This is a genomic window from Mucilaginibacter sp. SG538B, assembly GCF_013376065.1.
GTDB classification, from domain to species: Bacteria; Bacteroidota; Bacteroidia; order Sphingobacteriales; family Sphingobacteriaceae; genus Mucilaginibacter; species Mucilaginibacter rubeus.
The window spans coordinates 46,661-69,803 of sequence record NZ_JABMJI010000002.1; the positions used below are offsets into that span (position 1 = coordinate 46,661).

The window sequence follows — 23,143 nt, forward strand, 5'->3', positions numbered from 1 at the left end:
ATATTAAGTGCAATTAATAATTAGCATATTACAAACTTATCCCCAGTCTTATTGCCGATTTTGCCTCGCTACCCCCATTGTATGATACGCCATACATCAAACGGATATTAAGATATTGCAATCCGAAACCCAGCTCAGTATAGTTTTTAAGCGTGGGAGTGTACAGGTAATTTACATCGAAGATCTCCTGTAGTTTAAACTTGCGGATCAGCGGGATCTTATTGGTGATGAAACCCGAAAAGTTGTGTTCAAAATGTCCTTCAACGTATTTATCAGGCGTACTGAAATCGTAGTAATCCAATAACAGGAAGCGGTTTAACCTTGGCTTGTATGAAAGCACCTCGTTGCCTGCAAAGTGGAAATAATCGGGGAAGAATACGCTCTTAGCATTCAGGAATTTACCGGCCCCTATAAAAAATGAGCTACTGCCATAAAAACCCATGCTAATATCTGCCCTTGAAATTTCAGCGCTGATTTTATCATAATTAACATCCGAACCCAATACATTGCTGATGCCTTTAGCGTAGTTTAAACTGATGGTTGGATATTTGGATGGCAGATAACGCCTACCCGAAGGATAGGTTTCGTATTTATTGCTGAAATCATAACTGGCCTGCAGGTTTACGGTGAGCGACTGATTTTCGGCGAATAACAGCGTATTATGATCAGGATCCAACGGGTTATTGGATGTAAACTGATGCGAGTGCGGATCAAATACACTAAATGAAGCTGTATTTAACAGTGCCTTACGGTTAGCCCATTCAACGGAGGCGCTGCCGCGCAGCCCTCCTGTTATCCTGCCCGAAAGTGAAGCCAAAGCAAACTGCTTTTGATATAGTTTTTTAAAGTTTTGTTGCGAAAGCAGACTATGAACCGTATTCACAAAGGTCGACATAGGCGCCTGGCTATTCAGATCGACCACATCCGAACCTCCGCTTAAACTCAATGTAAAACGCTGCATTACCGGTAAGGCAACACCTCCCGAGCCATTTAACGGGTGATTGGACAAGCCATACCGCACTTTGCCATTCAGCATAAAATAGCGGTTATTGACTGTATCAATCAATTTGCTGTACGATGCACCATAATCAATAGCTAAACCCTCAACCGTGTTATAAAGCAGGGAGCCAACGATAGGGTCGTAGTGAAAATATTCTTTTTTATAGCGGTTACGGGTGTCAATGCCGGTGAAGAGCAGGTTTACTGGTTTAAATTTATTGTTGGCTTTATCCAATGAGTCAAGGTACTCTTTTGATTCCCGCTTTTTGGCGAGTTTATCTTTATTGGTATAATCGGTAACCTCTTCGCCGGTAAGCGGAATAGGCCGGGCCTGGTTCCAGTAAGCAGAATCTTTGCTGATGCCTTTGGCGATCCGGAGCACTTCATTAAAATCGGCTTTGTCTAATGCTGGGTCGAGGTTGTAGTTTTTATAGATCGAAATAAAGTAACCTCCTAATTTAAATCCAAACAAACCTCCTGTAAATTCAAATTTAACAGAGGATGTCATCCAAATCTTTTCGCTAACAGGGAAAAACTGCTGGTTAATTTTAAGAGTATCAACAAAATTGATGTTAGCCTTTTTGGTGATGTAAAGCTGCAACCCGTAAATGCGCCAGCTATCATCCAAAATATAAATATACCCCTCAAAACATGGATCATGTGCCCGTTTAGGGCTTACCTGGATCTTGTTAATAGTTTCGCCATTCTCAACCGAGGTACCTATGTACCTATAGTTATAGTAAAACATGGCGTTATCAGCCACCGGCGATACCAGCGGGCGGTTACTCATACCCCGCCAGGTTTCATAGTTCTGGTAAAAATTAACCGCCATATCCGATGCCCGGTTAAAGCTGAACGCCCGGTTACGGCCCGACACTTTTGACGACACCTGTTCCTCATGCACCTTATCGGGCCTTATAAAGCTATATTTTGATTCCGACTCAGAAAGGTAAACTATCCCGCGGCGATTTGAATCAAGGCCGGCTTCACTGGTAGCTTTTTGCACATCAAAACCCATAAAAGTTTTTGGTGCGGCCAATAGTTTTTGTAAGCCTTTGATGTAGATATCGCAGGTATAGGCTTTAACTTCGTTAAGATAGGTTTTGCGTTTTTTAATGGCCTTACGCATAATTGCATAAGCTGGATCTTCAGCCCCTGCATGCACAGTAACATCTTTAAGCTGGTAAGTTTCTGTTTGCAGGCTGATGTTGATAACCTGGTTAGCCGTAAGGTTAACAATTTTGCTTTGCTGGGCATAGCCAACTGCTTTATATTGAATTTCCCGCATGCCGCCATTTAAACGCAGCAGGTAGGTTCCTTCGCTGTTGGCAGATACTCCTATAGTAGTATTTTTTATAAAAACGGATGCAAAGGGGACGGGCTTACCTTCCTGGTTGGTTATTTTACCGCTAATGCTGAATTGCTGGGCATATGAAGAAAAATTGAATATTAAAAATAACGCAACTAAGGCTGGCTTCATTAAGCAGATGTTTATGCTAAGATGAAACTTATTAATTGATTGTTACAGCGCCAAATTGTTAAATAATGTGAAAAGACACCCGGTTAGGATGCCTTTTTCTTTGATGTATCTTTGCTGCCAAGAGGCGGGTGTGGCTTATTTTTGATGTTCCAATCCTTAATATCAACCAGGCCTGGCTTTGTTTGATAATGCGATTTGCTTTCAGGGCACCTCACAATAAATTTACCTTTAACCTGCTCTATAACCGGCCTTTCGCCGCATTCCTTACAGGGTTCACAAAAGATATTTTCTTGTATAGGTATAAATTTTTCCATAGTAAATTATTCGAACATTAGTACGTTTAATTAATTATGGGGTCCTTTCGGTAATACAAATAACGTAATTTCTGAGCTCAAAAAATAAAATTCCTCATTAATAAACAAAATAAACAACACGGGAATGCTTATTTTATCAATGCGAGTAAATCGTCATCGCTGATAATGGGTATATTAAGTTTATTAGCTTTTTCTAACTTGGCAGGGCCCATATTTTCACCCGCGACCAGGTAATTAAGTTTAGCCGAGATACTGCTCAATATCTTGCCACCGTTTTGTTCAATGATATCTTTCAGCTCATCACGCGAAAAGCTGCCGAATGTTCCCGATATAATAAAGTTCATCCCGGCAAGCTTTTCACTGGCCAGTACAACTTCTTTTTCTTCGGCAATAAATTGCAGGCCCTGCTCCCTTAGTTTTTGTATTTCCTGCCGGTGGATTTCACCTGCAAAATATTCGGTTATACTTTGGGCTATCCGTTCGCCTATTTCTTCGGCAGCTGTAAGTTCTTCAGCCGACGCTCCCATTAATCTATCTATCGATTTAAAATGGAAAGCCAGCTTGCGGGCCACCGTTTCGCCCACATAACGGATGCCCAAACCAAACAGTACTTTTTCGAAAGGCATTTTCTTGGATGCCTCAATACCATCAAGCATATTATTGATCGATTTTTCGCCAAAGCGGCCTAACTGTTTCAATTCGGCAGCATGGGTATGCAGCTCATAGATATCGCTGATGTGGCTTATAAAGCCCTTGCTGTATAAGGTTTCGATAGTTTCATCACCCAGCCCATCAATATTCATTGCTTTACGGCCAATGAAATGCTGCATCTTTCCAATAATCTGCGGCGGGCAGCCTTCATCATTGGGGCAATAAAACGCAGCCTCGCCCTCCTTGCGCTCAAGCGGAGTATCGCAGGCCGGGCAGGTAACGCGGTAAACAACAGGCACAGCGTTGGCCTTACGTTTTTCAGGGTTTACACTAATGATCTTTGGGATGATTTCACCGCCCTTTTCAACAAAAACGGTATCACCCTCATGCAGGTCAAGCCGGATGATCTCATTGGCGTTATGCAGCGTCGCGCGTTTTACCGTAGTGCCTGCAAGCAGTACAGGCTTTAAATTGGCCACCGGGGTTACAGCACCTGTACGGCCTACCTGGTAAGTCACTTCAAGGAGCTCGGTCTCCACCCTTTCGGCCTTAAACTTGTAAGATATAGCCCAGCGCGGCGATTTGGCGGTAAAGCCAAGCTCCTGCTGCTGCGAGTAATTATTTACTTTAATAACAATGCCGTCAATATCATAGCTCAGGTTAAAACGTTCCTTATCCCATTTATTAATAAATGCCAAAACGCAATTAATATCCCCGCAAAGCTCACTATGCTCATTGGTATGAAACCCCCAGGTTTTAACAGCCTGCAGGCTTTCCCAATGGGTTTTAAATACTGTTTTTTCGGTGTACAAAAAGTACAGGAAGCAATCAAGCGGGCGTTTGGCTACTTCGGCCGAATCCTGCATTTTTACTGTGCCTGAGGCAAAGTTACGGGGATTAGCATAAGGAACCTCCCCACTTTCGATACGTTCATTATTCAACCTGTCAAAAGCTTTGCGGTGCATGAACACTTCACCGCGGATGTCAAAATAGCCAGGATAGCCTTCGCCATGCAGGCGCTTAGGTATGGTATGAATGGTTTTAATATTGGTGGTAACCTCATCACCCTGTACACCATCACCACGGGTAACGGCCCGTACCAGTTTGCCGTCTTCATAAGTGAGGCTCATGCTCAAACCATCAAACTTAAGCTCACATACGTACTCAAAGTTATCACCAATGGCTTTGCGGATCCGCTGATCAAAATCAAATAGCTCCTGTTCATTATAGGTATTGCCCAACGATAACATCGGCCAGCGGTGCCTAACGGTTACAAATTCCTTGGTTATATCACCGCCTACCTTTTGTGTTGGCGAATCAGGGTCAGCAAACTCCGGGTATTCTTTTTCGAGTTTATTAAGCAACTCCAGTTTTTTATCAAAATCAAAATCAGAAATGGTTGGCATAGCCAGCACATAGTAGTTGTAATTGTGCTGTTTAAGTTCGGCGGTTAATACCTCTATTTGTTTTTTTGTTTCAGCTGATGACATAGGTACGAAGGTAATAATTTCCTTTATTTCATCCTTTTCACCACGGTAAATACCGGCTTTTGGCAATAACGTTTTTTTGGCATGCAATAACAATAATTAGCATATGATATTGCATATAATACCAATAAAATAAATATGATAAATCTCTTTCATAAACGCGGAGCACATAGTAGATTTATCAAACAAAAAACTACATCGAATGAAAACACTAAAAATCCTGATCCTGTCAGTATGGTTGATGCCTTTTTTGGCAACCGCGCAAACAAAACCACTAAAACACGCCCACAACCCTGCTGCAAACCATCACAAACTGCCGGTACGGGGCATTACTTATGATGACTTTAAAAGCTCAGTTTCTGATTTTGCCGACACCAGTAGTAAGAAAGCCCTTGCCGATTCGGCCTGGCTGCTCTGGAAAACCGAAAAATGGGACGCGCTTGAAAAATTCTTTACCGCCAACAACCTTAATGGCGGCTGGCCTCCAAATCGTGGCGCAGTAAATCTTATCATCATTACTCTAAAAAAGGGTGTGTTGATTGACCGCTATGGCGGTTATAGCGATTCTACCGGCACTTTTCAGGACAAAGGCACTTTTGTATCGCCAAAAGGCGTACCTTTCCCCATGCGTGCTTTGCCGGATAATACCCTTAGCAAGCCGTACAAAATTTACAAGATCCTGAAGCCTATAGCCAAAGTTAGGGAGGGTAAAATTATTCCATGGTTTGGCAAACCGGGCTTGGGTATCCAGTATGAAGTACCAGCCACTGTTAACGACCTGAAAGCAGGCGGTTACATTGAAGAGGTAAAACAATAAAAACGCGATATATTAAAATATGATCACAAAATATGAAGTAACAAAATCATTGTTGTTTGATGGAGACGAAGCCGAGGTAATACATAAAACATTTAAACTGCCTGCCGGTGATATAAAGTTCGGTGATTTTGCCAATAATAATTTTGAAGATCTGCATAAGGTAATTACACCCGACGACTTTAAAACCATTGTAAAAACAGGCGGCTTTAATGCCGACTTTCTTAATTTATACAAGGGCAGCGAAAGGCTCAGGCTATATTATACTAAAAAGGGGAACTCTATTGCTGTTTTCGCATATGGCGAGTTTCAGCCAACAAGGTATAAACTTTATTTTGAAGGCTTTTGGATATTGTAATACCACTGTTTATACAATAAAAAAACCTGCCGGTTACGGCAGGTTTTTTTATTACTATCTGTTTTAATTAATGGTCGGTACTTGATGTTTCGCTGGTAACACTCATAGGGAATGTTAAACCGCCCGGAACTTGCGGGTTATCTTTTATTTCGACAGTACCGTCAATGTTTTGCTTTAATTTTGAACTGGAGATCCAGCCGGTAGCCTTGTCAACAACAACATCAGCTACCATAGTACCTTTCATATTGTATTTCATGGGCATATTACTAACGGTTTTATAACCGGCAGTATTATCTGTTTCAAGTGTGGCATTTCCGTGTATCAGGTAGCTCTGCGGAGTGATATCAACCAGTTGATAAACAGATATGACCTTCGCGCTCATAGCACCTTCCAGGTTATTTTTAATTGTCCATTTATCATTTTTTGCCACCGCCGTTTCGGGCAGCACCGACATGGCCATTTCCAGGTTGCTTTTAAGCGCCCCTGATCCAAACGATTGGGTTAACTGCGTTTTCAATTGCTCTTTCTTTTCGGCCGGCACCTCCTTAAAGCCATCTATCATAGATGTGATCATATTCTCGGCGTTCTCTATCGACCTAATCCGGCCGCTTTTGGTTAGCGTTGCCGTAAATGGTTTATTGGTTATGCCCGACATGATTCTGGCCATAATATTTGTGGTATCCTTATTATCAGAATCAAAAGTTACATTACCCGTAGGCAGCTGCATTTTCATACCCACTTTGGTATAGTTAACCTCCATATAATAAAGAGAATCATTAGCATTTAATACTTTGAATGACATTTTGCCGTCAATCGTCATATCGATATTATTAACCTGCCCATTTATAGTTTGCTTTACAACAGAGTGTGCCGTAGTAGATAAGTAATAACTATTGCCTTTAATTAGTTTTAAAGCCGGTTTTACCTTCTGCGCATAACCGGTTACCGCTCCTATAATCAGTAAACCGGCCATCAAAATTTTCTTCATGATTGGTAATATGTAAGCGCTAAATATATTATAATATCTCTTACAAAAAACTTAAAATTCCTAACAATTAATTAAAAACAAATTCGTTAACTTTATACTGCGCTCGGCTCTTTAATTTTTCACACACCTAATTTAGCGGAAAGAGAGGTTTTTATGTTACAGCAGATAGCATTTATACCACAGCACCAGTTTCATGTGCTGATCAATTTTTCGGGAGAAGATGAACGTATTTTGGCAATTTTACCCAACGACGCAGGGAATTTCCGTGTGATTTACCAAGGTAAGACAATTGCCGAGCTTAACCTGGATAAGGACGGCTGTACCTGCTATAAGGGTAAGCTAAAGAAAAACGTCATGGCCCAGCTTGAGCACCAGATAAAAAATCATTACGCGTAAGCTGTTAATAAAAAAGAATTTGATAGTTCATGGGAGATAAACCCATGGTTCATAGTCCATGAGTTTATACCCGTGGACTATCAATTAATTTCCGCTGGTTTTAGCCAGCATGGCTTCTCTGATAAATTTAACCGGTGCACTGCCGTAACTCAGGAACTTTTCGTTAAACTCTTTCAGTTTATATTTATCACCCATTTTTTGTTTATAGGCATCCCTCAAATCTATGATTTCTTTATAGCCAGTATAATAACTGGTAAGCTGAACACTGGTTACGCTAACGCGCTTCCATTTGCCATCAGCTTCGGCCTGTTGTTGGAAAGCTTCGCGGGTTAATAACTTAATTGCTTCATCTTTGGTCATACTGCCGCTATGAACACTATAATCCAAAATGGTGTTACATACCGAACGCAGGTTCCATTTATACCACATTAGCATCATTTCGGGCTCGTTATTGCCAAAGCCGTTCTCCAGCATCATTTGCTCGGTGTATACGGCCCAGCCTTCGGCCATGGCACCATTGCCAAATACAGCTTTGATGATACTTGGGGCTTTATTGGAGTATACGCCCTGTACATAATGCCCCGGCACAGCTTCATGAATGCTCAGGATCTGTAAAATATAATTGTTGTACTCGCGCAGGTAGCTTTCGGCTTTCTCCTTGCTCCAGCCGGCCAGGCTGCCTACGTTATAGTACGAATTACCATTTTTATCGTACGGGCCGGGGCCACTCATGGACGCGCCTGCCACACCCGCCATGTAACCAGGCTCTTTACGAATGATCAACGGTTTTGACGGATCGAGCGTTAACAGGTCTTTAGCTTTAACAAAGGCGTTCAGCTTAGGTATCAGCTGTTCAATTGACGATTGAAAATCTTCAGGCTTTACATGTTTTGAGGATAAGGTATCTATCAACTGGCTTATCATGAGCAGACTATCAGCAGGCGCTGCTTGTTTGCCAAAATATTTCGGCCAAAGCTGTTTACTGATCTTGCCCATTTCGCGGTGAATGTATTTTTTACGTTCAACCGCGGCGTTGTAAATTTTTTCGGCGGTATTGGTAGCTACAATTTCGTATTTAAACTTATCCTCATACAAATCCTTGCCCAGCCTGAAACTTCTTGGGTGATCATTTTTAAGTGCTTTAAGCCAATCGGCATAGGCTTTAATGGCAACAACGCTCTGCGCAGCCCTGTCGGTCATTAACTTTTGCTCAGCTTTGGGGATATTGGTTTTCTTAAGCGAATCGGCAAAGTCTTTTCCTATTACATCAAGCCCACCCAGGTTTTGCTCAATAGCCAGGCTGGTAAGCTCGGCCACCGGGTTTTTAATCTGTTTTTGGGCGTCTTTGTAATATTGCGGAATAAACGACATACGCTGATAAAAATGACGCAGACGTTTAGGCAAAGGCTCATAGTGCTCGTTCAGGATGTAAGCGAAGGTGCCGATAACGTTATATGACGATGGGTCCCACTCATACTGTTTTAACTGGCGCACCTGCCATTGCAGGTATTCAAGCTGGTTTTGAAGAATCTTGTAATCTATTTTATTAGCTTCATTCAGGGTGTTTACCTCAAAGCGGCTTAACGAATCAACCTGGTATTTAGCAAAAGTTACCAGTTTATCTCGGCTTTGCTCGTTTGGGAGTACCATCAGGCTGTCATATTTATGATACCCCGCAGATGTGGCCCAATCAGGATTCAATTTCCAGAAGTTATCCAGAAACGTGTTCTCGTATTTAATAAAAGCTTCATCATCCTTCCCTAACAATGGGCCGGTGCCGCTGCCCCCATCTTTTTTACAGCCGATAAAGGCAACCATGAATAAAACAACGGCGAGTGCTAATTTTAAGAATATGTTTCTGACCACAACTGATGAGTTTTACAATGAAGCATAAACTTAAAACTTTTAAGCCAAATAAATCAAACCGGCGACGAATTTGTTACTTTAAGCCCCCCGGCCCCCTAAAGGGGGTGCGAGAATTAGTCGTTATAATTTGGGTTACCTATGAATAATGAACATAAAGTCTTAGTAAATGAAATTGTGCATTTGCTGCAAGGTGGCAACGCACATGCAGATCTGAAAAAAGCGCTCGATGGTTTACCGCCCAATCTTCGCGGGGTTAAAGTTGATAAACTTCCTTATACTATATGGCAACTGGTTGAACATATCCGGATAGCCCAGTGGGATATGCTTGAATTTAGCAAAGACGGCAGCCACGAATCACCAAACTGGCCCGATGATTACTGGCCAAAAGAGCTTTCACCAAAAGATGATGCAGCCTGGGATAACAGCCTTGAACAGATTGACAGCGATTTGGAAGAGCTAATAGAACTGGTGAAAAGCGGGGATATCTATAAAAAAATTCCGCATGGCGACGGGCAAACTATACTTCGGGAAGCGTTACAAGCTGCCGATCACAATGCTTACCACGTTGCCGAGATCATCGTGATCAGGAGGTTATTGGGGGCTTGGTGATATGTAAGATAACCATATACAACCGTCATTGCGAGGAACGAAGCAATCCCCAATTAGCAGAGCGGCTATGTAAAGTTTCTCTGTACAGCTTGGGATTGCTTCGTTCCTCGCAATGACGTATGTTTAATAAGGTTACCTCGTTGTCTTCAACACAAAGTTTGTTATCGCCGTTACAAACTCCGGTTTAAGCGGTAAATCAGGCTCATTATAAGTCGCTTTGTTCTTTTCCTTATCTGCCGGGGCTTCTTTCAACACATGATTCATGTTGGGGATAATATCAAGTATAGCATCTGACTTTGCTTTTTTCAACTTTTCGGCGTCACCAACAGTTACCTGTAAATCGGTGGTTCCCTGGATGATCAATATTGGTGCTTTTACCTTCCTGATCTCGCGTTGCGGATTATACCTGAACCATGACATCAAATATTTTTGAATACTCGGCCGAGCTATAAAATACAAAGCGGGGTCGATATTATCGGTTGTTTTACCACGTTTCAAACTATCAAGCATCCGGTTAAAGCCTTCAGATATAAAAGCAGGTTGCGCTTTCATCTGTTCAGTGAGAATCTTATCTGCCGAATCACCGGCACCGGCCACTGATATGAAGCCTTTTATCGGCTCATCAAGCGAAGCCATCATGCCAACCAACGAACCTTCGCTGTGTCCCAGAATAATTATCCGTGAAAAACGCTCATCTGACGAAAGCATGTTAAGCAAGGCGGCGGCATCTTCTACATAATCCTCAAACCTGATCTCGTTTTCCTTAATGGATGTAGTGCTTTGCCCTACCAAACGTTTATCATAACGCAAGGATGCTATGCCTTTTTTTCCCAACTCGTTAGCTATCATCTTATAAACATTGGCATGGAGGCCCAGTTTTGGACTGTTACCGTCCCTGTCGGTAGGGCCAGAGCCGGCGATGATCAATACCAACGGCACTTTACCGTTAGCGTCCTTCGGCATAGCCAGCGTTCCCGATATTGAACCCAATAAAGTTTTAACCGTTACAGGTAATTCGACCAGAGAAGGATCGGTAGCTATGGTTGTACCCGCCGCGGTACTTGCCGCAGCAGTTGTAGCCGACGCTTTGTACGGTGTCAATGACAGGCCCGTAAATTTATTATCGGCGTTTAACGACAGATTTAATAAAAAAACACTTTTCTGAAATGTAGCTTTATAATGCGCTATCGGGGTTTCATAGCTTTCAAGATCGGCCTGTAACAATGGACCTAATTGTGTTTTTAACTGCACAGTTGTACTTTTGAAATCGGCTTGTGAAAGTGCCTTCTTCATTTCTGGCCCAAATATGCTGTATATGCTATCCGGCTGATTATTATTGTAGAGCTGTTTAAATTTATTTAAGGCCGTAGCATAATTGGCCGGAGGGGTTTGTGCAAATAAATTCCCTGCAAAACAGGCAACTAATATAAACAGACAAAGTTTTTTCATGTTATAATGGTCAATATACAGTGCAATGATGTATTGAGGCCGAAAATAAAGAAAAAATCAGGTTGTTTTGTTTATTTATGCCGTTGCATGGTTTTTTGCAAACAATATTTAATGGCATTAATGTAAACCTTTGCCCGGCATAATCCATACTAATGTTGCAACATTCTTTTATATTATATAATTAAAATATCAATACAATACATATAATTTTATATATATTGTATTATATTGCGGTACATTTTTATATTTTTTTAAACTATAGTAAATTTCTACATTACTGATTAATGAGGGTTTTAGTAGCAGGCTTATTTTTTGCGTTCCTGGCCGGAGGGTATTGTATTTCGTTTGCCCAAACAAAATCTTCAATAATACAGGGTAAAGTTTTAACAGAAAATAACCAGCCCGCCGAGGCAGCTACAGCCGTTCTCCTCGCCGCTGCCGACTCATCTATATTGAAATCAAACCTGGTAAATAAAAACGGGCAGTTTGAATTTACCGGCCTGCAGCCCGACAGCTATTTAATCCTTATCAGTAAAATAGGATACGTAAAAGTTTATACGGGGCCGTATAAGGTTAACTCAGGTCAAATAGTAACTGCCAATGATATTGTTTTAAAACTCTCGAACAACCAACTGCAGGAAGTTAAAGTAGTTGCCCGGAAGCCTTACATAGAGGTAAAGCCCGGCAAAATTGTATTAAGTGTACAAAACAGCATCCTGGCCGAGGGAAATTCGGCCTTTGATATCCTGAGGCAATCACCCGGGGTAAGGGTTAACAGCAACGAAACTTTAAGTATTAACGGCAGACAAGCAGCATTAATAACCATCGACGGCAAACCAACCAACCTTACCGGGGATGATCTTACCAGTTTGCTCCGCAGTATGCAAAGCAGCACTATCGACCAGGTTGAAATGATCAGTAGCCCGTCGGCCAAATATGACGCCTCGGGCGGAGGTATCATCAACATCATTTTAAAAAAGGGTAAAAACCTGGGCACCAACGGTACGGTTACTGCCATGGCGGGTTATGGAAAGTATTACAAAAGTACAGCAGGCATTGTTTTCAACAACCGCACCAGTAAGCTCAATATTTTTGGAAATTACACTTACGATAATAATAAAGGCACACGCACTATTACAACCAACCGTAACATTACTTATAACGAAACCCTGAGTAATTACGATGTTGATTATAACAATATTCAAAAAACCACTAACCACAACTTTAAAATAGGGGCCGATTATACCATCAACCCAAAGCAAACTATAGGCTTTTTAGTAAGCGGAATTATCAGGAGTGATGATTTTACAAAGCACAACGACCTGTACATCAGCAATCAGCATCAGCTCGATTCAATAATCAGGGCCCGTTCAAACCTTGACAGGGGCAGCAACTATTTAAACTACAATATCAATTATAACGCGGTGTTGGATAAAAGCGGCCGCAGTATCTCGGTAGATGGTAACTATTCAACCTACACCCGTCACTCTAATGAATTCATTACCAATAGCTTTTTCACCCCGGCGGGCAATACTTACCGCGATGATCTTGAGTTGGAAAACCTTTCGCCGTCAGATATCCACATCTGGACATCAAAAGTTGATTTTGTTAACCCATTAAACAAAACCTCACGATTGGAGACAGGCATTAAATATAACAACACCCGCAGCAATAATAATCTCATTTTTGGCCCCAAAATAAACAACATATATGAGGCCGACCCCAACTTCAGTAACAGGTTCCTTTATACCGAAGCAGTGAGCGCGGGGTATATCAATTATGTAAATAAAATAGGTAAGTGGGATATTACCGCAGGTGTGCGTGCCGAAAACACTCATGCAACAGGTAAATCATGGGGATTAAATGAGCGGGTACCGGCGATAAATACCAATAATTATTTTAACCTTTTTCCGCAGGTACAGATAAGTTATGAGGCCGATAAAAAAAACATCATCGGTATTGGTTATAACCGAGGTATTCACAGGCCACTTTACGAAGATATCAATCCATTTTTGTACTACACCGACCTATATGATTATCGGGCCGGCAACCCACAGCTAAAGCCGGAATATACCAACACCATACAAATCTCCCATACTTATAATCAAACCTTTTCAACCGAATTGTATTACACAGTTACCAATAATGCTTATGATTTCCCGGTATATCAACAAAACGATTCGACTAAGGTTAACATAACTCTCCGTAAAAACTTCGGGCAGATCTTTGTTTACGGGGCTTCATTCTACGCGCCTGTACAATTTACCAAGTGGTGGTCGGGCAGTTTTAATCTTGATGCTATTTATGTGCGTTACAAAGCTTACGCACAAAACGGGGATTTTGACAGGGGTAAGCAGGATATTATTTTTGGCAGTACACAAAACTTCACCATCACCGGTACTTTACTTGGTGAAATATCGGGCCGGTATGAAACCCCAACCATTTATGGCATCAATGAATTAAAAGCAAGCTATTCGGTAAACGCGGGTATCAGCAAGCAAATATTGGATAAGCGGGCCACTATTAAATTAGCACTAAACGATGTATTTAATACCGACAGGGGGCGCAACCATGCCAGCTATCAAAACATTGATCTTTCGGAGGTAAATAAACGCGATACGCGCATTGTAAGGCTCAATTTCACCTATCGTTTTGGCAAAAGCACCATTAAATCGGCTAACAAACGCAATACGGGTAATGATGATGAGCGCCGCCGCACCGGAAATTAATGATGTGCGTATCTAACCTTTAACTCGGGGTATTTACCCTTTATACGGGTAACAAAGAAATGCCCAAGCGAATCGGAGCCAATAAACTTATTATAGGCAGATAAAGGGAAACCGAAGTACTGCCACACACCGCCATTTTCCCGAAATTCAAGTTCAAGAATGCGGGCGTCCGGATCGTAGCCAACGCTGCTTAAAGCCGATGATTGTACTGTACGTCGTTGCATTTATTATATATACTATATTAAATACAAAAAAGTTTTTAAAATATCAGCCGGCGTGACCGCTTATCATACTAATTAAAATGATAAGCAGCACAAGTACTGTGATAGCCGTGTACAGGTAATCCTTTTCCATAATAAAACCAATAGCCGAAAATAACACCCGGATAACCGGTGTAGCTATCAACAAAATTATCCCCGCCTGTATAATTGCCCGGCCGCGTAAAGTAAAGATACCGTGTATAATACCACCAGGGTTACTCACAAAATCGGGCACACCAACAAACTTGCTGTAATCAACATGGGTTTGCCCATGCCTGTACAAGTAAATAACACCGCCAATAAAAATAACGCTCATTGATACCAGCACTCCCGCGCGCAGTATCCAGCCTATCACGGCCTGCATATCGGTATCTTTGAATTTGCTCATTTTATATCATTATGTCATTTGGTCATTAAGTCATTCTTACCCGCCATTGCTTTATTAAGTCATTTTTCTTATCAGGTCGACCAGCCATGTCACTTAACCTCACACAAAAATGACTTAATGACGCAATGACCTAATGACAAATTATATAGTCCCTGTAATTCCTTTATATATCATTTGCGATGCCAAAAACGTAACCACCACGGCAAAAACTACACGTAGCCATCCCGACGATGAAGTATGTACCAATATTTTTGATCCGCTTAAGGCACCTAATAAAACCCCAATAGCTACCGGCATCGAAAGCCCGGGATCAATGTACCCCCGTTGCAGGTAAACTACCGCGCTTGCTGCTGCGGTAACCCCTATCATAAAATTGCTGGTAGTAGTTGATACCTTAAAAGGGATGCGCATAACACCATCCATCGCCAAAACTTTCAGCGCTCCCGAACCTATGCCCAGCAAGCCTGATATTACCCCCGCAAAAAGCATCATGAAAAAGCCGCCACCTACGTTCCTTACCGAATAAGTAATTTCGCCTGCCGGGCCGGGGAAACTGCCGTTTAGTTTCAGCCTTTCGGCCAATGCACTTTTTTGCTGATGGATTTGCTGCGATTTTTTTCGTAACGACATTACAGCCGAGAGGATCAGGATCACTCCAAATAATACCGCTATAAAATTAGTCGGGATATAAACTGCTATCAGTGCGCCAACCATGGCGCCGGCCGTTGTGGCAATCTCCAGGAACATCCCCAGCCTGATATTGGTAATCCCTTCTTTAACGTAAGCTGCTGCCGAACCTGATGACGTGGCAATAACCGAGATCAGCGAAGCCCCGATGGCGTACTGAATATCCACTCCAAGTAAAATGGTAAGCAGCGGAATAATAACAACCCCTCCGCCCAACCCGGTTAACGAGCCCAGCAAACCCGCTAAATACGATCCAACAAGTATAATAAGCGTTAGTACTGTTACCGACATAGGGTAATTGATATTTACCGGCTAAAGTAAGGATTTTATCATTAGGTCATTGAGTTGTTGCCTATGTTAATTGAGCGTGAAACTTACCCGAAATGTCAATGACCCAATGACAATGAAATGAATGACCCAATGAACTAATTTCTTAATTTCGCACCTATGGGTTATTCAAGTTTACAAGCCTGCATTGCCGATCTCGAAAAAAACGGCCACTTAATACGCATTAAGGAACAGGTGGATCCTTACTTGCAAATGGCGGCCATACACCTGCGTGTATTTGAAAACGAAGGGCCTGCCATACTATTTGAAAACGTAAAAGGGAATCGTTTTCCGGCAGTATCCAACCTGTTTGGTACACTCGACAGGTCGAAATTTATTTTCAGGGACACACTTGAAAAGATCAAGGTACTCGTCGATATTAAAAACGATCCAATAAAGGCCATCAAAAATCCTTTTAAATATGCGGGCATTGGGTTAACGGCGCTCTCGGCATTGCCTATGAAAAGCGGCGCAGGCGCACCCATTAAATTTGGCAAATGTAACATCAGCGATATCCCGCAAATTGTAAACTGGCCTATGGATGGTGGCCCGTTTGTTACCATGCCCCAGGTATATACCGAGGATGTGGATAAACCCGGCATCATGAACGCCAACCTGGGTATGTACCGCATTCAGCTGACTGGTAATGATTACATCCCAAACCAGGAGATCGGTTTACATTACCAGATACACCGGGGTATTGGCGTGCATCAAACCAAAGCCAATGCCAAAGGGCAACCATTAAAAGTCAGCATTTTTGTAGGCGGGCCACCGGCACATCCCGTAGCTGCCGTAATGCCCCTGCCCGAAGGTTTATCAGAAATGACTTTTGCAGGTGCATTAGGGAACCGTCGCTTCCGATATTTTTATGATGCAGAAGGTTTCTGTATTTCGGCTGATGCTGATTTTGTGATCACTGGCACAGTTATGCCGCACGAAAATAAACCTGAAGGCCCCTTTGGCGATCATTTGGGCTATTACAGTTTGGTACATCCCTTCCCGCTGATGAAGGTGCATAATGTTTATCACCGTAAAGATGCCGTTTGGTCGTTCACTGTGGTTGGTCGCCCGCCGCAGGAGGATACCAGCTTTGGGGCTTTGATCCATGAAATTACCGGTTCAGCTATTCCTAAAGAAATCCCCGGCTTGCATGCTGTAAATGCGGTTGACGCGGCAGGTGTGCATCCCCTGCTTTTTGCCATTGGCAGCGAGCGCTATACCCCTTACCTTAAAGAGCGCAAACCGCAGGAGATAGTTACTATCGCCAATCACATACTGGGCAAAGGCCAGCTGAGCCTCGCAAAATACCTGTTCATTGCCGCACAGGAGGACGAGCCCAAACTTAATGTAAACGATATCGGCAGTTTCCTGAAGCACATTCTGCAAAGGGTAGACCTTACCCGCGACCTGCATTTTTATACCAATACAACTATCGATACGCTTGACTATAGCGGCGAAGGCTTAAACTCGGGTAGTAAAATAGCTGTTACCGTAGCCGGCGAAATCAAGCGTGAACTGTGGGCTGAGCTGCCCGATTGGTTTAGTCTCCCCCGCCCTATCAGTGCTTACAAAATAGCCATGCCTGGTGTGCTCATGGTTGAAGTGCCCAAACATATAAATCACAAGGACATAGATAATATTATCAGCATTATAGAATACAGCCTGCAGGATGAAGACCTTACCGGCTTGCCTTTAATGGTACTCTGCGATGATGCCGGTTTCGCCGCCCAAACCATTAACAATTTTGTTTGGGTAACCTTTACCCGCAGCAACCCATCGCATGATATTTATGGTGTTGGCAGCTTTACAGAGCACAAACACTGGGGCTGTAACGGTCCGCTAATCATTGATGCCCGCATCAAACCACATCACGCTCCCGTGTTGGAGCGGGTGCCGGAAGTAGAGAAAACAGTTGATAAGCTGGGCGAAAAGGGTGGATCGTTGTTTGGGATAATATAACAGAACCTTGATTAAGAGGATTTAAAGATTTCTTGATTTTTACCTACTTCTTATCTAAACTCGAATTTTATAGAATTAAAGAATTTATAGAATTTGCATTGCCTTCTGACAATTTCTTAATTCTATAAGATTCCGGCTTAGACAAATGCGTTAAGCATTGCAGCGGATACCTGCCGTGTGGCTAAGGCCCCGTGCAGTATGAGCGGAAAGCCTGGGCCCCAGGCAACGCCCATTTCATCTTCAAAGTTGCAAATAAGGCACAAGTGAGCATACCCCCGGGCTATCACACAACACTTGCACCAAAAGTGACGCTCGAAAAAGCACCCTCCTCAATCCAAAATCTAACTTTAAATCAAACCAAGGCACTTTTCCGAAAAATAAACCTCTAATCTCCGCTCACTAATCACTATATTAGCATCCTTTTAATTTTAATCATGAATATATTTTACGGAACAGGGGTAGCTATGGTAACCCCTTTTCATGCGGATGGTCAAATTGACTACAACGGGTTGAGAAACCTGATTGAACATTTGATTGATGGCGGGGTGGAATACCTGGTGTCGTTAGGTACAACCGGCGAAAGTGCCACATTGAGCGAGGCTGAACGAAAGCAGGTTTGGGCTTTCACAGCCGAAGTGGTAAATAAGCGCGTTGGCCTGGTGGCGGGTATTGGCGGTAATAATACTCATGAAGTTGTTGAGCAAATAAAATCGTTTGATACAGAAGGCTATGATGCTATACTTTCAGCAAGTCCGCATTATAACAAACCTACCCAGGAGGGTATTTATCAGCACTACAGGGCTATAGCACAAAATACTAAACTACCTATAATCCTGTATAACGTACCAAGCCGTACAGGCAGTACCATCAGCGCTGAAACAACTGTACGCCTGGCAAAGGAGTTTAAAAACATAATCGGTATCAAAGAAGCATCGGGCAATTTCGACCTGTTTAACCAGTTGATGCGCGACAAGCCCGAGGATTTCCTGTTTATATCAGGCGATGATCCGGTTACTTTGCCCATGATGGCTTTAGGCGGAGTTGGTGCGATATCTGTTATTGGTAATGCTTTGCCGCGTCAATTATCTGACATGGTTAGGCTTTTGCTGAACGGCGATTACAAAGCAGCACATGCCGCGCATTTTGATCTGATTGAGTTTACCCGATTAATGTTTGCCGAAGGCAGCCCTGCAGGTGTTAAAACTGCCCTAAAACAATTAGGCATCTGCGGCGATACAGTGCGGCTACCATTGGTACAGGTAAGCGAAAAAACTGCCGGTGCTATTGTGGAAGAGCTTAAAAAGCTGGCTCCGGTAGCAGTAAAAGCATAAAATACAAGAATCATCCTCTACAGGCGTCATGGCGAGGTACGAAGCAATTCCCTATTAGCAGGTATACCCTGTAAAGTTTGCGATTGCTTCGTACATAGCAATGACGTTTTTTATATTCCCTGGAGGGCTTTTTTAGTCACATGTCGAAAGCTTTCCATAAAATAAAAAACCCGGTCCATGGACCGGGTTTTTTATTGGAATAAGATGATAAAAATCTTACTAAGCCTCTTTATTCTTCGCCTCCTGAACTTCAAGGCGGATTGCCTGTGCCAGGTTTTTAAGATCCTGCATACCTTTACGTACACGTGTACCGGCAGCGCTGTTTCCTTTATTGTAGAATTTGTCGGCGTCGGCCTCTAAAGCTGCTACAAGCTCTTTTACTTCAGTAAATTTTTTCATTTAATTACTCCTTTTAAATTTTGAGGTTTATTGTTTTAATTAAAGCTAAGCTAAAATGTTTTTTGGTAATTAAAAACTTTTGAAGCCAAAAAATACGGCCTTAACAGTGGTTTTTTTCCACATTTTTGCCCATTTTGATTTATTAACCGTTGCTTATTTTTTATTAAAAAGTTTAAATCAAACCTATATTTAAAAATAAGATTCATTAATAATTAAAATACAAGCCATAATTCGGCATAAATAATATTTACAGCAAACCATACAACTTAAACGTGGTATTTTAAATACTATTAAGTATTAACATATTCAGCTGGTTTAAAAAGTCTGTTGTAGTATGTCAGGGTAGTGTTCGTGCACTTTTAGTATCAATTCGCCAAATAAAGTGTTAGCCCAGGCAAACCATTTGCGGGTAAAGTCCTTTGCATCGTCTTTATTAAAGGATTCGTGCATGAAACCGGTGCCTGCATGTGTGCTTTTCAGCCATTTGATGCACTGTACAATCTCTGCTTTATCGGTTGATGTAATACCGCGCATAATGATTGCCATTGGCCAGATATAACCTATACCCACGTGCGGGCCTCCAATGCCTTCGGCAGCGGTGCCTTTAAAGTAGTAAGGATTACTATCGCTCAGTACAAATTTACGGGTACTTTGGTACAACGGATCATCAACTTTTACCGAATCAAGATAAGGCAGGGCCAACAGACTTGGAACGTTCGAATCATCCATGAAAAGTTGGTTTCCATAACCATCAACCTCAAACGGGATAACCTGACCAAATTGCGGGTGATGGCCAACAGCATATTGTTTAAGTGCTGCCTGAACCTCTGTTGCTAAAGCCTTACAAGCATCAGCGGTAGCATTATCATGACCGATGGTACTGTACATTTCGGCCATTTGGTTTAAGCTTGCTACCGCGAAGTAGTTTGAGGGGATCAGAAATGGATAAATGGTAGCATCATCCGACGGACGGAAGATAGAGCAGATCAAACCAACGGGTTTAACGGGATTCCCATAGCCTCTGTTTGGTGCGGTATCACTTTGTGTCTCGGTTTTACGCTGGAAAAAGTACGGGCCTTTACCATCCTTACGTTGCTGTTCTTTGAAAGTAGCCAGGATGATCTTACCTGCTTTTTGCCAGCTGTCATCAAAAAAGCTGCTATCGCCACTTATTTTCCAGTAATTATAAGCCAGCCTTACAGGGTAACAAAGCGAATCGATTTCCCATTTGCGCTCGTGCAATTCGGGTTTCATAGTGGTGCGGTCGCTGTCCCACTCGCTACCAGTTGGACCTTCGTTAAAGGCATTGGCATATGGATCAATGATCACGCACTTAGCCTGACGGCTTAGCACGCCCTGAATTAATTTTTTAAGTGCCGGATCATTTTTAATGAGCGGCAGATACGGCCAAACCTGCGCCGATGAATCGCGCATCCACATCGCATTAATATCGCCCGTGATTACGAAGGTATCAGGGTTACCATCTTTTTCAGAATAGTTTACGGTAGTATCTAAAGTGTTTGGATAGCAGTTTTCGAAAAGCCACGCAACTTCAGGGTCTTTAATATCGGCCTTAACTTTTTTAATGATGGCCTCAACCGCCTTACTGGTAAACTTACGGTCGGCCAGTTTTGGGCGCTGGCTTTCAAAGGCAGGAGCCACAGCCGAAGCAAATACAGGAGTTACACCTAAACCGATACCGGCAGCCGCAACGCTGTTAATTTTTATAAAATGTCGTCTGGTTAATTTCATGGTTTTGATATGGTAGGCGTAAAAATAGAAAAGGGTTTTTGTTAAACAAAAAAGCTTGCTAAAATAATTTAGGAACGTTTTATCAAGGATTTTCAAGGGGTGGTAATCTTCAACGTAGAGACGCATCACATACGTCTACTAAAAGGGCAAAAGCCCCTCGTAATTTATTCACCATAGCGGCATTTCAAACGAGAGACGCATGTGATGCGCCTCTACATCAGATGCAAAAAAAAACAAAAAAGCCCCGGATCTCTCCGAGGCTTCTAAGTATTATCAAATGCGTTTAAGCAATTTCCAGTTTATTCTCTTTGTAATAACCGGCCTTTAATTTTTCACCGATAGCGCTGTACGCATCAAGGGTACGTTGTACATCCTCCAAACTATGAGCCGCTGTTGGGATCAGCCTTAGTACAATTAAGCCTTTAGGGATAACCGGGTACACTACTATCGAGCAAAAGATACCATAGTTCTCGCGTAAGTCTCGGGTTAGGGCTGTAGCCTCAAAAAGATCACCCTTTAGAAATACCGGGGTAACCATCGTGTTTGAAGCACCCAGATCAAAGCCACGTTCTTTTAAACCTGCCTGCAAGGTATTTGCAATCAACCATAATTTCTCGCGAAGTTCTGGTTGAGTCTTTAACATTTCAAAGCGTTTTTTCAAACCTAATACCATTGGCATTGGCAATGCCTTGGCAAATGTTTGCGAACGCATGTTATAGCGCAGATAATGGATAATATCCTGATCGGCAGCTACAAAAGCGCCAATACCCGCCATTGATTTGGCAAAGGTAGCAAAGTACACATCCACTTCATCCATACAATCCTGCTCTTCATGCGTACCGGCACCGGTTTTACCCATGGTGCCAAAACCATGCGCATCATCAACCAATAAACGAAAGTTGAATTTCTTTTTAAGATCGGCAATCGCTTTAAGTTTGCCTTGCGCTCCCGACATACCAAAAACACCTTCGGTAATTAACAGGATCCCGCCGCCGGTTTGTTCGGTTAAGCGAGTTGCACGTTCAAGCTGTTTTTCGCAGCTTTCAATATCGTTGTGCTGGTAAACAAAGCGTTTACCCATATGTAAACGTACGCCATCAATGATACAGGCGTGCGATTCGGCATCGTAAACAATAACGTCATTCCTGTCAACCAATGCATCAATTATAGATACCATTCCCTGGTAACCATAATTTAGCAAAAAGGCCGATTGTTTGCCAACAAAGGCAGCGAGGTTGTTCTCCAGCTCTTCGTGGTGAATGGAGTTTCCTGACATCATCCTTGCACCCATTGGGTAAGCCATACCGTAATCAGCAGCAGCTTGCGCGTCGGCCTGCCTTACTTCAGGATGATTAGCCAAGCCAAGGTAATTGTTAAGACTCCAAACTAAATGCTTTTTTCCTTTAAACTCCATGTGCGGGCCTATCTCACCTTCCAGCTTAGGAAAAGAAAAATAACCATGCGACCACTTTTGATGCTGACCTATCGGCCCACCCAAGCTTTTTGTTATTTTATCAAATAAATCCAAAATGAATTGTTTTTATAAATTTAGTTGCAAATATAGCCGTTAAAACACCTTTAAACAATAGCTATAACTTTTTAGAATAGGTTATAACCTTTAGGAAAGAAGCAAGACTATTAGAATCAAGAGCCAAGACTACATCCGTATAAAACTCTTTGAACCATCTCATTGCCAGGGACGAAACAATCGCCGACTGTACAGGGCGGACTTGCACTGCTACTCGGCCAGTATGCGATTGCTTCGCTCCTCGCAATAACATACTGGCTTAGTATCCAATAAAAAAAGGAGACCAACGCTCAGATATAATTCTTTTGTTGATCTCCCATTCAATTATTGTGGTTTCTCTATTCTTTCTTGTCTCTTGACTCTAAAAGTCCT

Annotated in this window: 19 protein-coding genes; 7 read left to right on the forward strand and 12 right to left on the reverse strand. The window is 42.4% G+C overall.

What is annotated here, in order from left to right:
* Positions 1-28: 28 nt before the first annotated feature.
* From FHW88_RS09500 to ligA, 3 genes are all read right to left on the reverse strand, one after another.
* Entirely contained in the window at positions 29-2,479 is a 2,451-nt protein-coding gene (locus tag FHW88_RS09500; RefSeq protein WP_176625059.1) for a DUF5686 and carboxypeptidase regulatory-like domain-containing protein, read from the reverse strand.
* An 83-nt stretch (positions 2,480-2,562) separates the two neighbouring features.
* On the reverse strand, positions 2,563-2,793 hold the full coding sequence (locus tag FHW88_RS09505) for a hypothetical protein (RefSeq protein ID WP_090529838.1): 231 nt from the start codon (positions 2,791-2,793) through the stop codon (positions 2,563-2,565).
* Between the two features lie 128 nt (positions 2,794-2,921).
* The gene (gene ligA, locus FHW88_RS09510; protein WP_090531260.1) at positions 2,922-4,934 is read right to left on the reverse strand and encodes an NAD-dependent DNA ligase LigA; all 2,013 of its coding nucleotides are present in this window, start codon (positions 4,932-4,934) and stop codon (positions 2,922-2,924) included.
* A gap of 199 nt (positions 4,935-5,133) precedes the next feature.
* Between ligA and FHW88_RS09515 the strand changes: the two genes are divergently transcribed.
* Both FHW88_RS09515 and FHW88_RS09520 read left to right on the forward strand, forming a co-directional pair.
* On the forward strand, positions 5,134-5,748 hold the full coding sequence (locus FHW88_RS09515) for a TNT domain-containing protein (RefSeq protein WP_176625060.1): 615 nt from the start codon (positions 5,134-5,136) through the stop codon (positions 5,746-5,748).
* Between the two features lie 19 nt (positions 5,749-5,767).
* The gene (locus FHW88_RS09520; protein ID WP_090529844.1) at positions 5,768-6,103 is read left to right on the forward strand and encodes a hypothetical protein; all 336 of its coding nucleotides are present in this window, start codon (positions 5,768-5,770) and stop codon (positions 6,101-6,103) included.
* Between the two features lie 67 nt (positions 6,104-6,170).
* Here FHW88_RS09520 and FHW88_RS09525 read toward each other — a convergent pair whose 3' ends face one another.
* Positions 6,171-7,091 carry a DUF6263 family protein gene (locus tag FHW88_RS09525; protein ID WP_176625062.1) on the reverse strand — a complete coding sequence of 307 codons (921 nt, stop codon included), beginning with the start codon at positions 7,089-7,091 and terminating at the stop codon, positions 6,171-6,173.
* Positions 7,092-7,244: 153 nt separating this feature from the next.
* Here FHW88_RS09525 and FHW88_RS09530 point away from each other — a divergent pair, with 153 nt between their 5' ends.
* Entirely contained in the window at positions 7,245-7,487 is a 243-nt protein-coding gene (locus tag FHW88_RS09530; RefSeq protein ID WP_176625064.1) for a hypothetical protein, read from the forward strand.
* 84 nt (positions 7,488-7,571) lie between these two features.
* Here the strand turns inward: FHW88_RS09530 and FHW88_RS09535 are convergent, their stop codons facing one another.
* Complete coding sequence (locus FHW88_RS09535; RefSeq protein WP_317171356.1) at positions 7,572-9,353, reverse strand: DUF885 domain-containing protein; 1,782 nt, start codon at positions 9,351-9,353, stop codon at positions 7,572-7,574.
* Positions 9,354-9,491: 138 nt separating this feature from the next.
* On the opposite strand from FHW88_RS09535, the gene FHW88_RS09540 reads away from it, so the two are divergent.
* Positions 9,492-9,962 carry a DinB family protein gene (locus tag FHW88_RS09540; RefSeq protein WP_176625066.1) on the forward strand — a complete coding sequence of 157 codons (471 nt, stop codon included), beginning with the start codon at positions 9,492-9,494 and terminating at the stop codon, positions 9,960-9,962.
* Between the two features lie 132 nt (positions 9,963-10,094).
* Here FHW88_RS09540 and FHW88_RS09545 read toward each other — a convergent pair whose 3' ends face one another.
* Positions 10,095-11,411, reverse strand: a complete 1,317-nt coding sequence (locus FHW88_RS09545; protein WP_176625068.1) for an alpha/beta fold hydrolase — start codon at positions 11,409-11,411, stop codon at positions 10,095-10,097.
* 284 nt (positions 11,412-11,695) lie between these two features.
* On the opposite strand from FHW88_RS09545, the gene FHW88_RS09550 reads away from it, so the two are divergent.
* Positions 11,696-14,140 (forward strand): outer membrane beta-barrel family protein, encoded by a 2,445-nt coding sequence (locus tag FHW88_RS09550; RefSeq protein ID WP_176625070.1) that lies wholly within the window; start codon positions 11,696-11,698, stop codon positions 14,138-14,140.
* On the opposite strand, the gene FHW88_RS09555 is transcribed toward FHW88_RS09550, so the two are convergent.
* From FHW88_RS09555 to FHW88_RS09565, 3 genes are all read right to left on the reverse strand, one after another.
* Positions 14,137-14,364, reverse strand: coding sequence for a KTSC domain-containing protein (locus tag FHW88_RS09555; RefSeq protein ID WP_090529865.1), 228 nt, complete (start codon positions 14,362-14,364; stop codon positions 14,137-14,139). The genes FHW88_RS09550 and FHW88_RS09555 overlap by 4 nt on opposite strands.
* Before the next feature lie 43 nt (positions 14,365-14,407).
* A complete protein-coding gene (locus tag FHW88_RS09560; protein WP_090529868.1) occupies positions 14,408-14,788 on the reverse strand; it encodes a DUF1634 domain-containing protein in 381 nt (126 codons plus the stop codon).
* 141 nt (positions 14,789-14,929) lie between these two features.
* Positions 14,930-15,766, reverse strand: coding sequence for a sulfite exporter TauE/SafE family protein (locus FHW88_RS09565; RefSeq protein ID WP_090529871.1), 837 nt, complete (start codon positions 15,764-15,766; stop codon positions 14,930-14,932).
* A 156-nt stretch (positions 15,767-15,922) separates the two neighbouring features.
* Here FHW88_RS09565 and FHW88_RS09570 point away from each other — a divergent pair, with 156 nt between their 5' ends.
* Positions 15,923-17,761 carry a UbiD family decarboxylase gene (locus tag FHW88_RS09570; protein ID WP_176625072.1) on the forward strand — a complete coding sequence of 613 codons (1,839 nt, stop codon included), beginning with the start codon at positions 15,923-15,925 and terminating at the stop codon, positions 17,759-17,761.
* 434 nt (positions 17,762-18,195) lie between these two features.
* Entirely contained in the window at positions 18,196-19,092 is an 897-nt protein-coding gene (gene dapA / locus FHW88_RS09575) for a 4-hydroxy-tetrahydrodipicolinate synthase (protein ID WP_090529878.1), read from the forward strand.
* Positions 19,093-19,311: 219 nt separating this feature from the next.
* Here dapA and FHW88_RS09580 read toward each other — a convergent pair whose 3' ends face one another.
* From FHW88_RS09580 to FHW88_RS09590, 3 genes are all read right to left on the reverse strand, one after another.
* A complete protein-coding gene (locus FHW88_RS09580; RefSeq protein ID WP_090529881.1) occupies positions 19,312-19,491 on the reverse strand; it encodes a histone H1 in 180 nt (59 codons plus the stop codon).
* A gap of 315 nt (positions 19,492-19,806) precedes the next feature.
* A complete protein-coding gene (locus tag FHW88_RS09585) occupies positions 19,807-21,243 on the reverse strand; it encodes a glycoside hydrolase family 125 protein (RefSeq protein ID WP_176625074.1) in 1,437 nt (478 codons plus the stop codon).
* 283 nt (positions 21,244-21,526) lie between these two features.
* Complete coding sequence (locus FHW88_RS09590; protein ID WP_176625076.1) at positions 21,527-22,771, reverse strand: aminotransferase class I/II-fold pyridoxal phosphate-dependent enzyme; 1,245 nt, start codon at positions 22,769-22,771, stop codon at positions 21,527-21,529.
* Between the last annotated feature and the right edge of the window lie 372 nt (positions 22,772-23,143).

Coding starts and splice junctions, on each gene's coding strand:
- FHW88_RS09560 (WP_090529868.1), bottom strand. CDS start 14,788: ATGAGCAAATTCAAAGATACCGATATGCAGGCCGTGATAGGCTGGATA.
- FHW88_RS09530 (WP_176625064.1), top strand. CDS start 7,245: ATGTTACAGCAGATAGCATTTATACCACAGCACCAGTTTCATGTGCTG.
- FHW88_RS09580 (WP_090529881.1), bottom strand. CDS start 19,491: ATGAAAAAATTTACTGAAGTAAAAGAGCTTGTAGCAGCTTTAGAGGCC.
- FHW88_RS09545 (WP_176625068.1), bottom strand. CDS start 11,411: ATGAAAAAACTTTGTCTGTTTATATTAGTTGCCTGTTTTGCAGGGAAT.
- dapA (WP_090529878.1), top strand. CDS start 18,196: ATGAATATATTTTACGGAACAGGGGTAGCTATGGTAACCCCTTTTCAT.
- FHW88_RS09515 (WP_176625060.1), top strand. CDS start 5,134: ATGAAAACACTAAAAATCCTGATCCTGTCAGTATGGTTGATGCCTTTT.
- FHW88_RS09505 (WP_090529838.1), bottom strand. CDS start 2,793: ATGGAAAAATTTATACCTATACAAGAAAATATCTTTTGTGAACCCTGT.
- FHW88_RS09550 (WP_176625070.1), top strand. CDS start 11,696: ATGAGGGTTTTAGTAGCAGGCTTATTTTTTGCGTTCCTGGCCGGAGGG.
- FHW88_RS09585 (WP_176625074.1), bottom strand. CDS start 21,243: ATGAAATTAACCAGACGACATTTTATAAAAATTAACAGCGTTGCGGCT.
- FHW88_RS09570 (WP_176625072.1), top strand. CDS start 15,923: ATGGGTTATTCAAGTTTACAAGCCTGCATTGCCGATCTCGAAAAAAAC.
- FHW88_RS09555 (WP_090529865.1), bottom strand. CDS start 14,364: ATGCAACGACGTACAGTACAATCATCGGCTTTAAGCAGCGTTGGCTAC.
- FHW88_RS09525 (WP_176625062.1), bottom strand. CDS start 7,091: ATGAAGAAAATTTTGATGGCCGGTTTACTGATTATAGGAGCGGTAACC.
- FHW88_RS09500 (WP_176625059.1), bottom strand. CDS start 2,479: ATGAAGCCAGCCTTAGTTGCGTTATTTTTAATATTCAATTTTTCTTCA.
- FHW88_RS09540 (WP_176625066.1), top strand. CDS start 9,492: ATGAATAATGAACATAAAGTCTTAGTAAATGAAATTGTGCATTTGCTG.
- ligA (WP_090531260.1), bottom strand. CDS start 4,934: ATGTCATCAGCTGAAACAAAAAAACAAATAGAGGTATTAACCGCCGAA.
- FHW88_RS09520 (WP_090529844.1), top strand. CDS start 5,768: ATGATCACAAAATATGAAGTAACAAAATCATTGTTGTTTGATGGAGAC.
- FHW88_RS09565 (WP_090529871.1), bottom strand. CDS start 15,766: ATGTCGGTAACAGTACTAACGCTTATTATACTTGTTGGATCGTATTTA.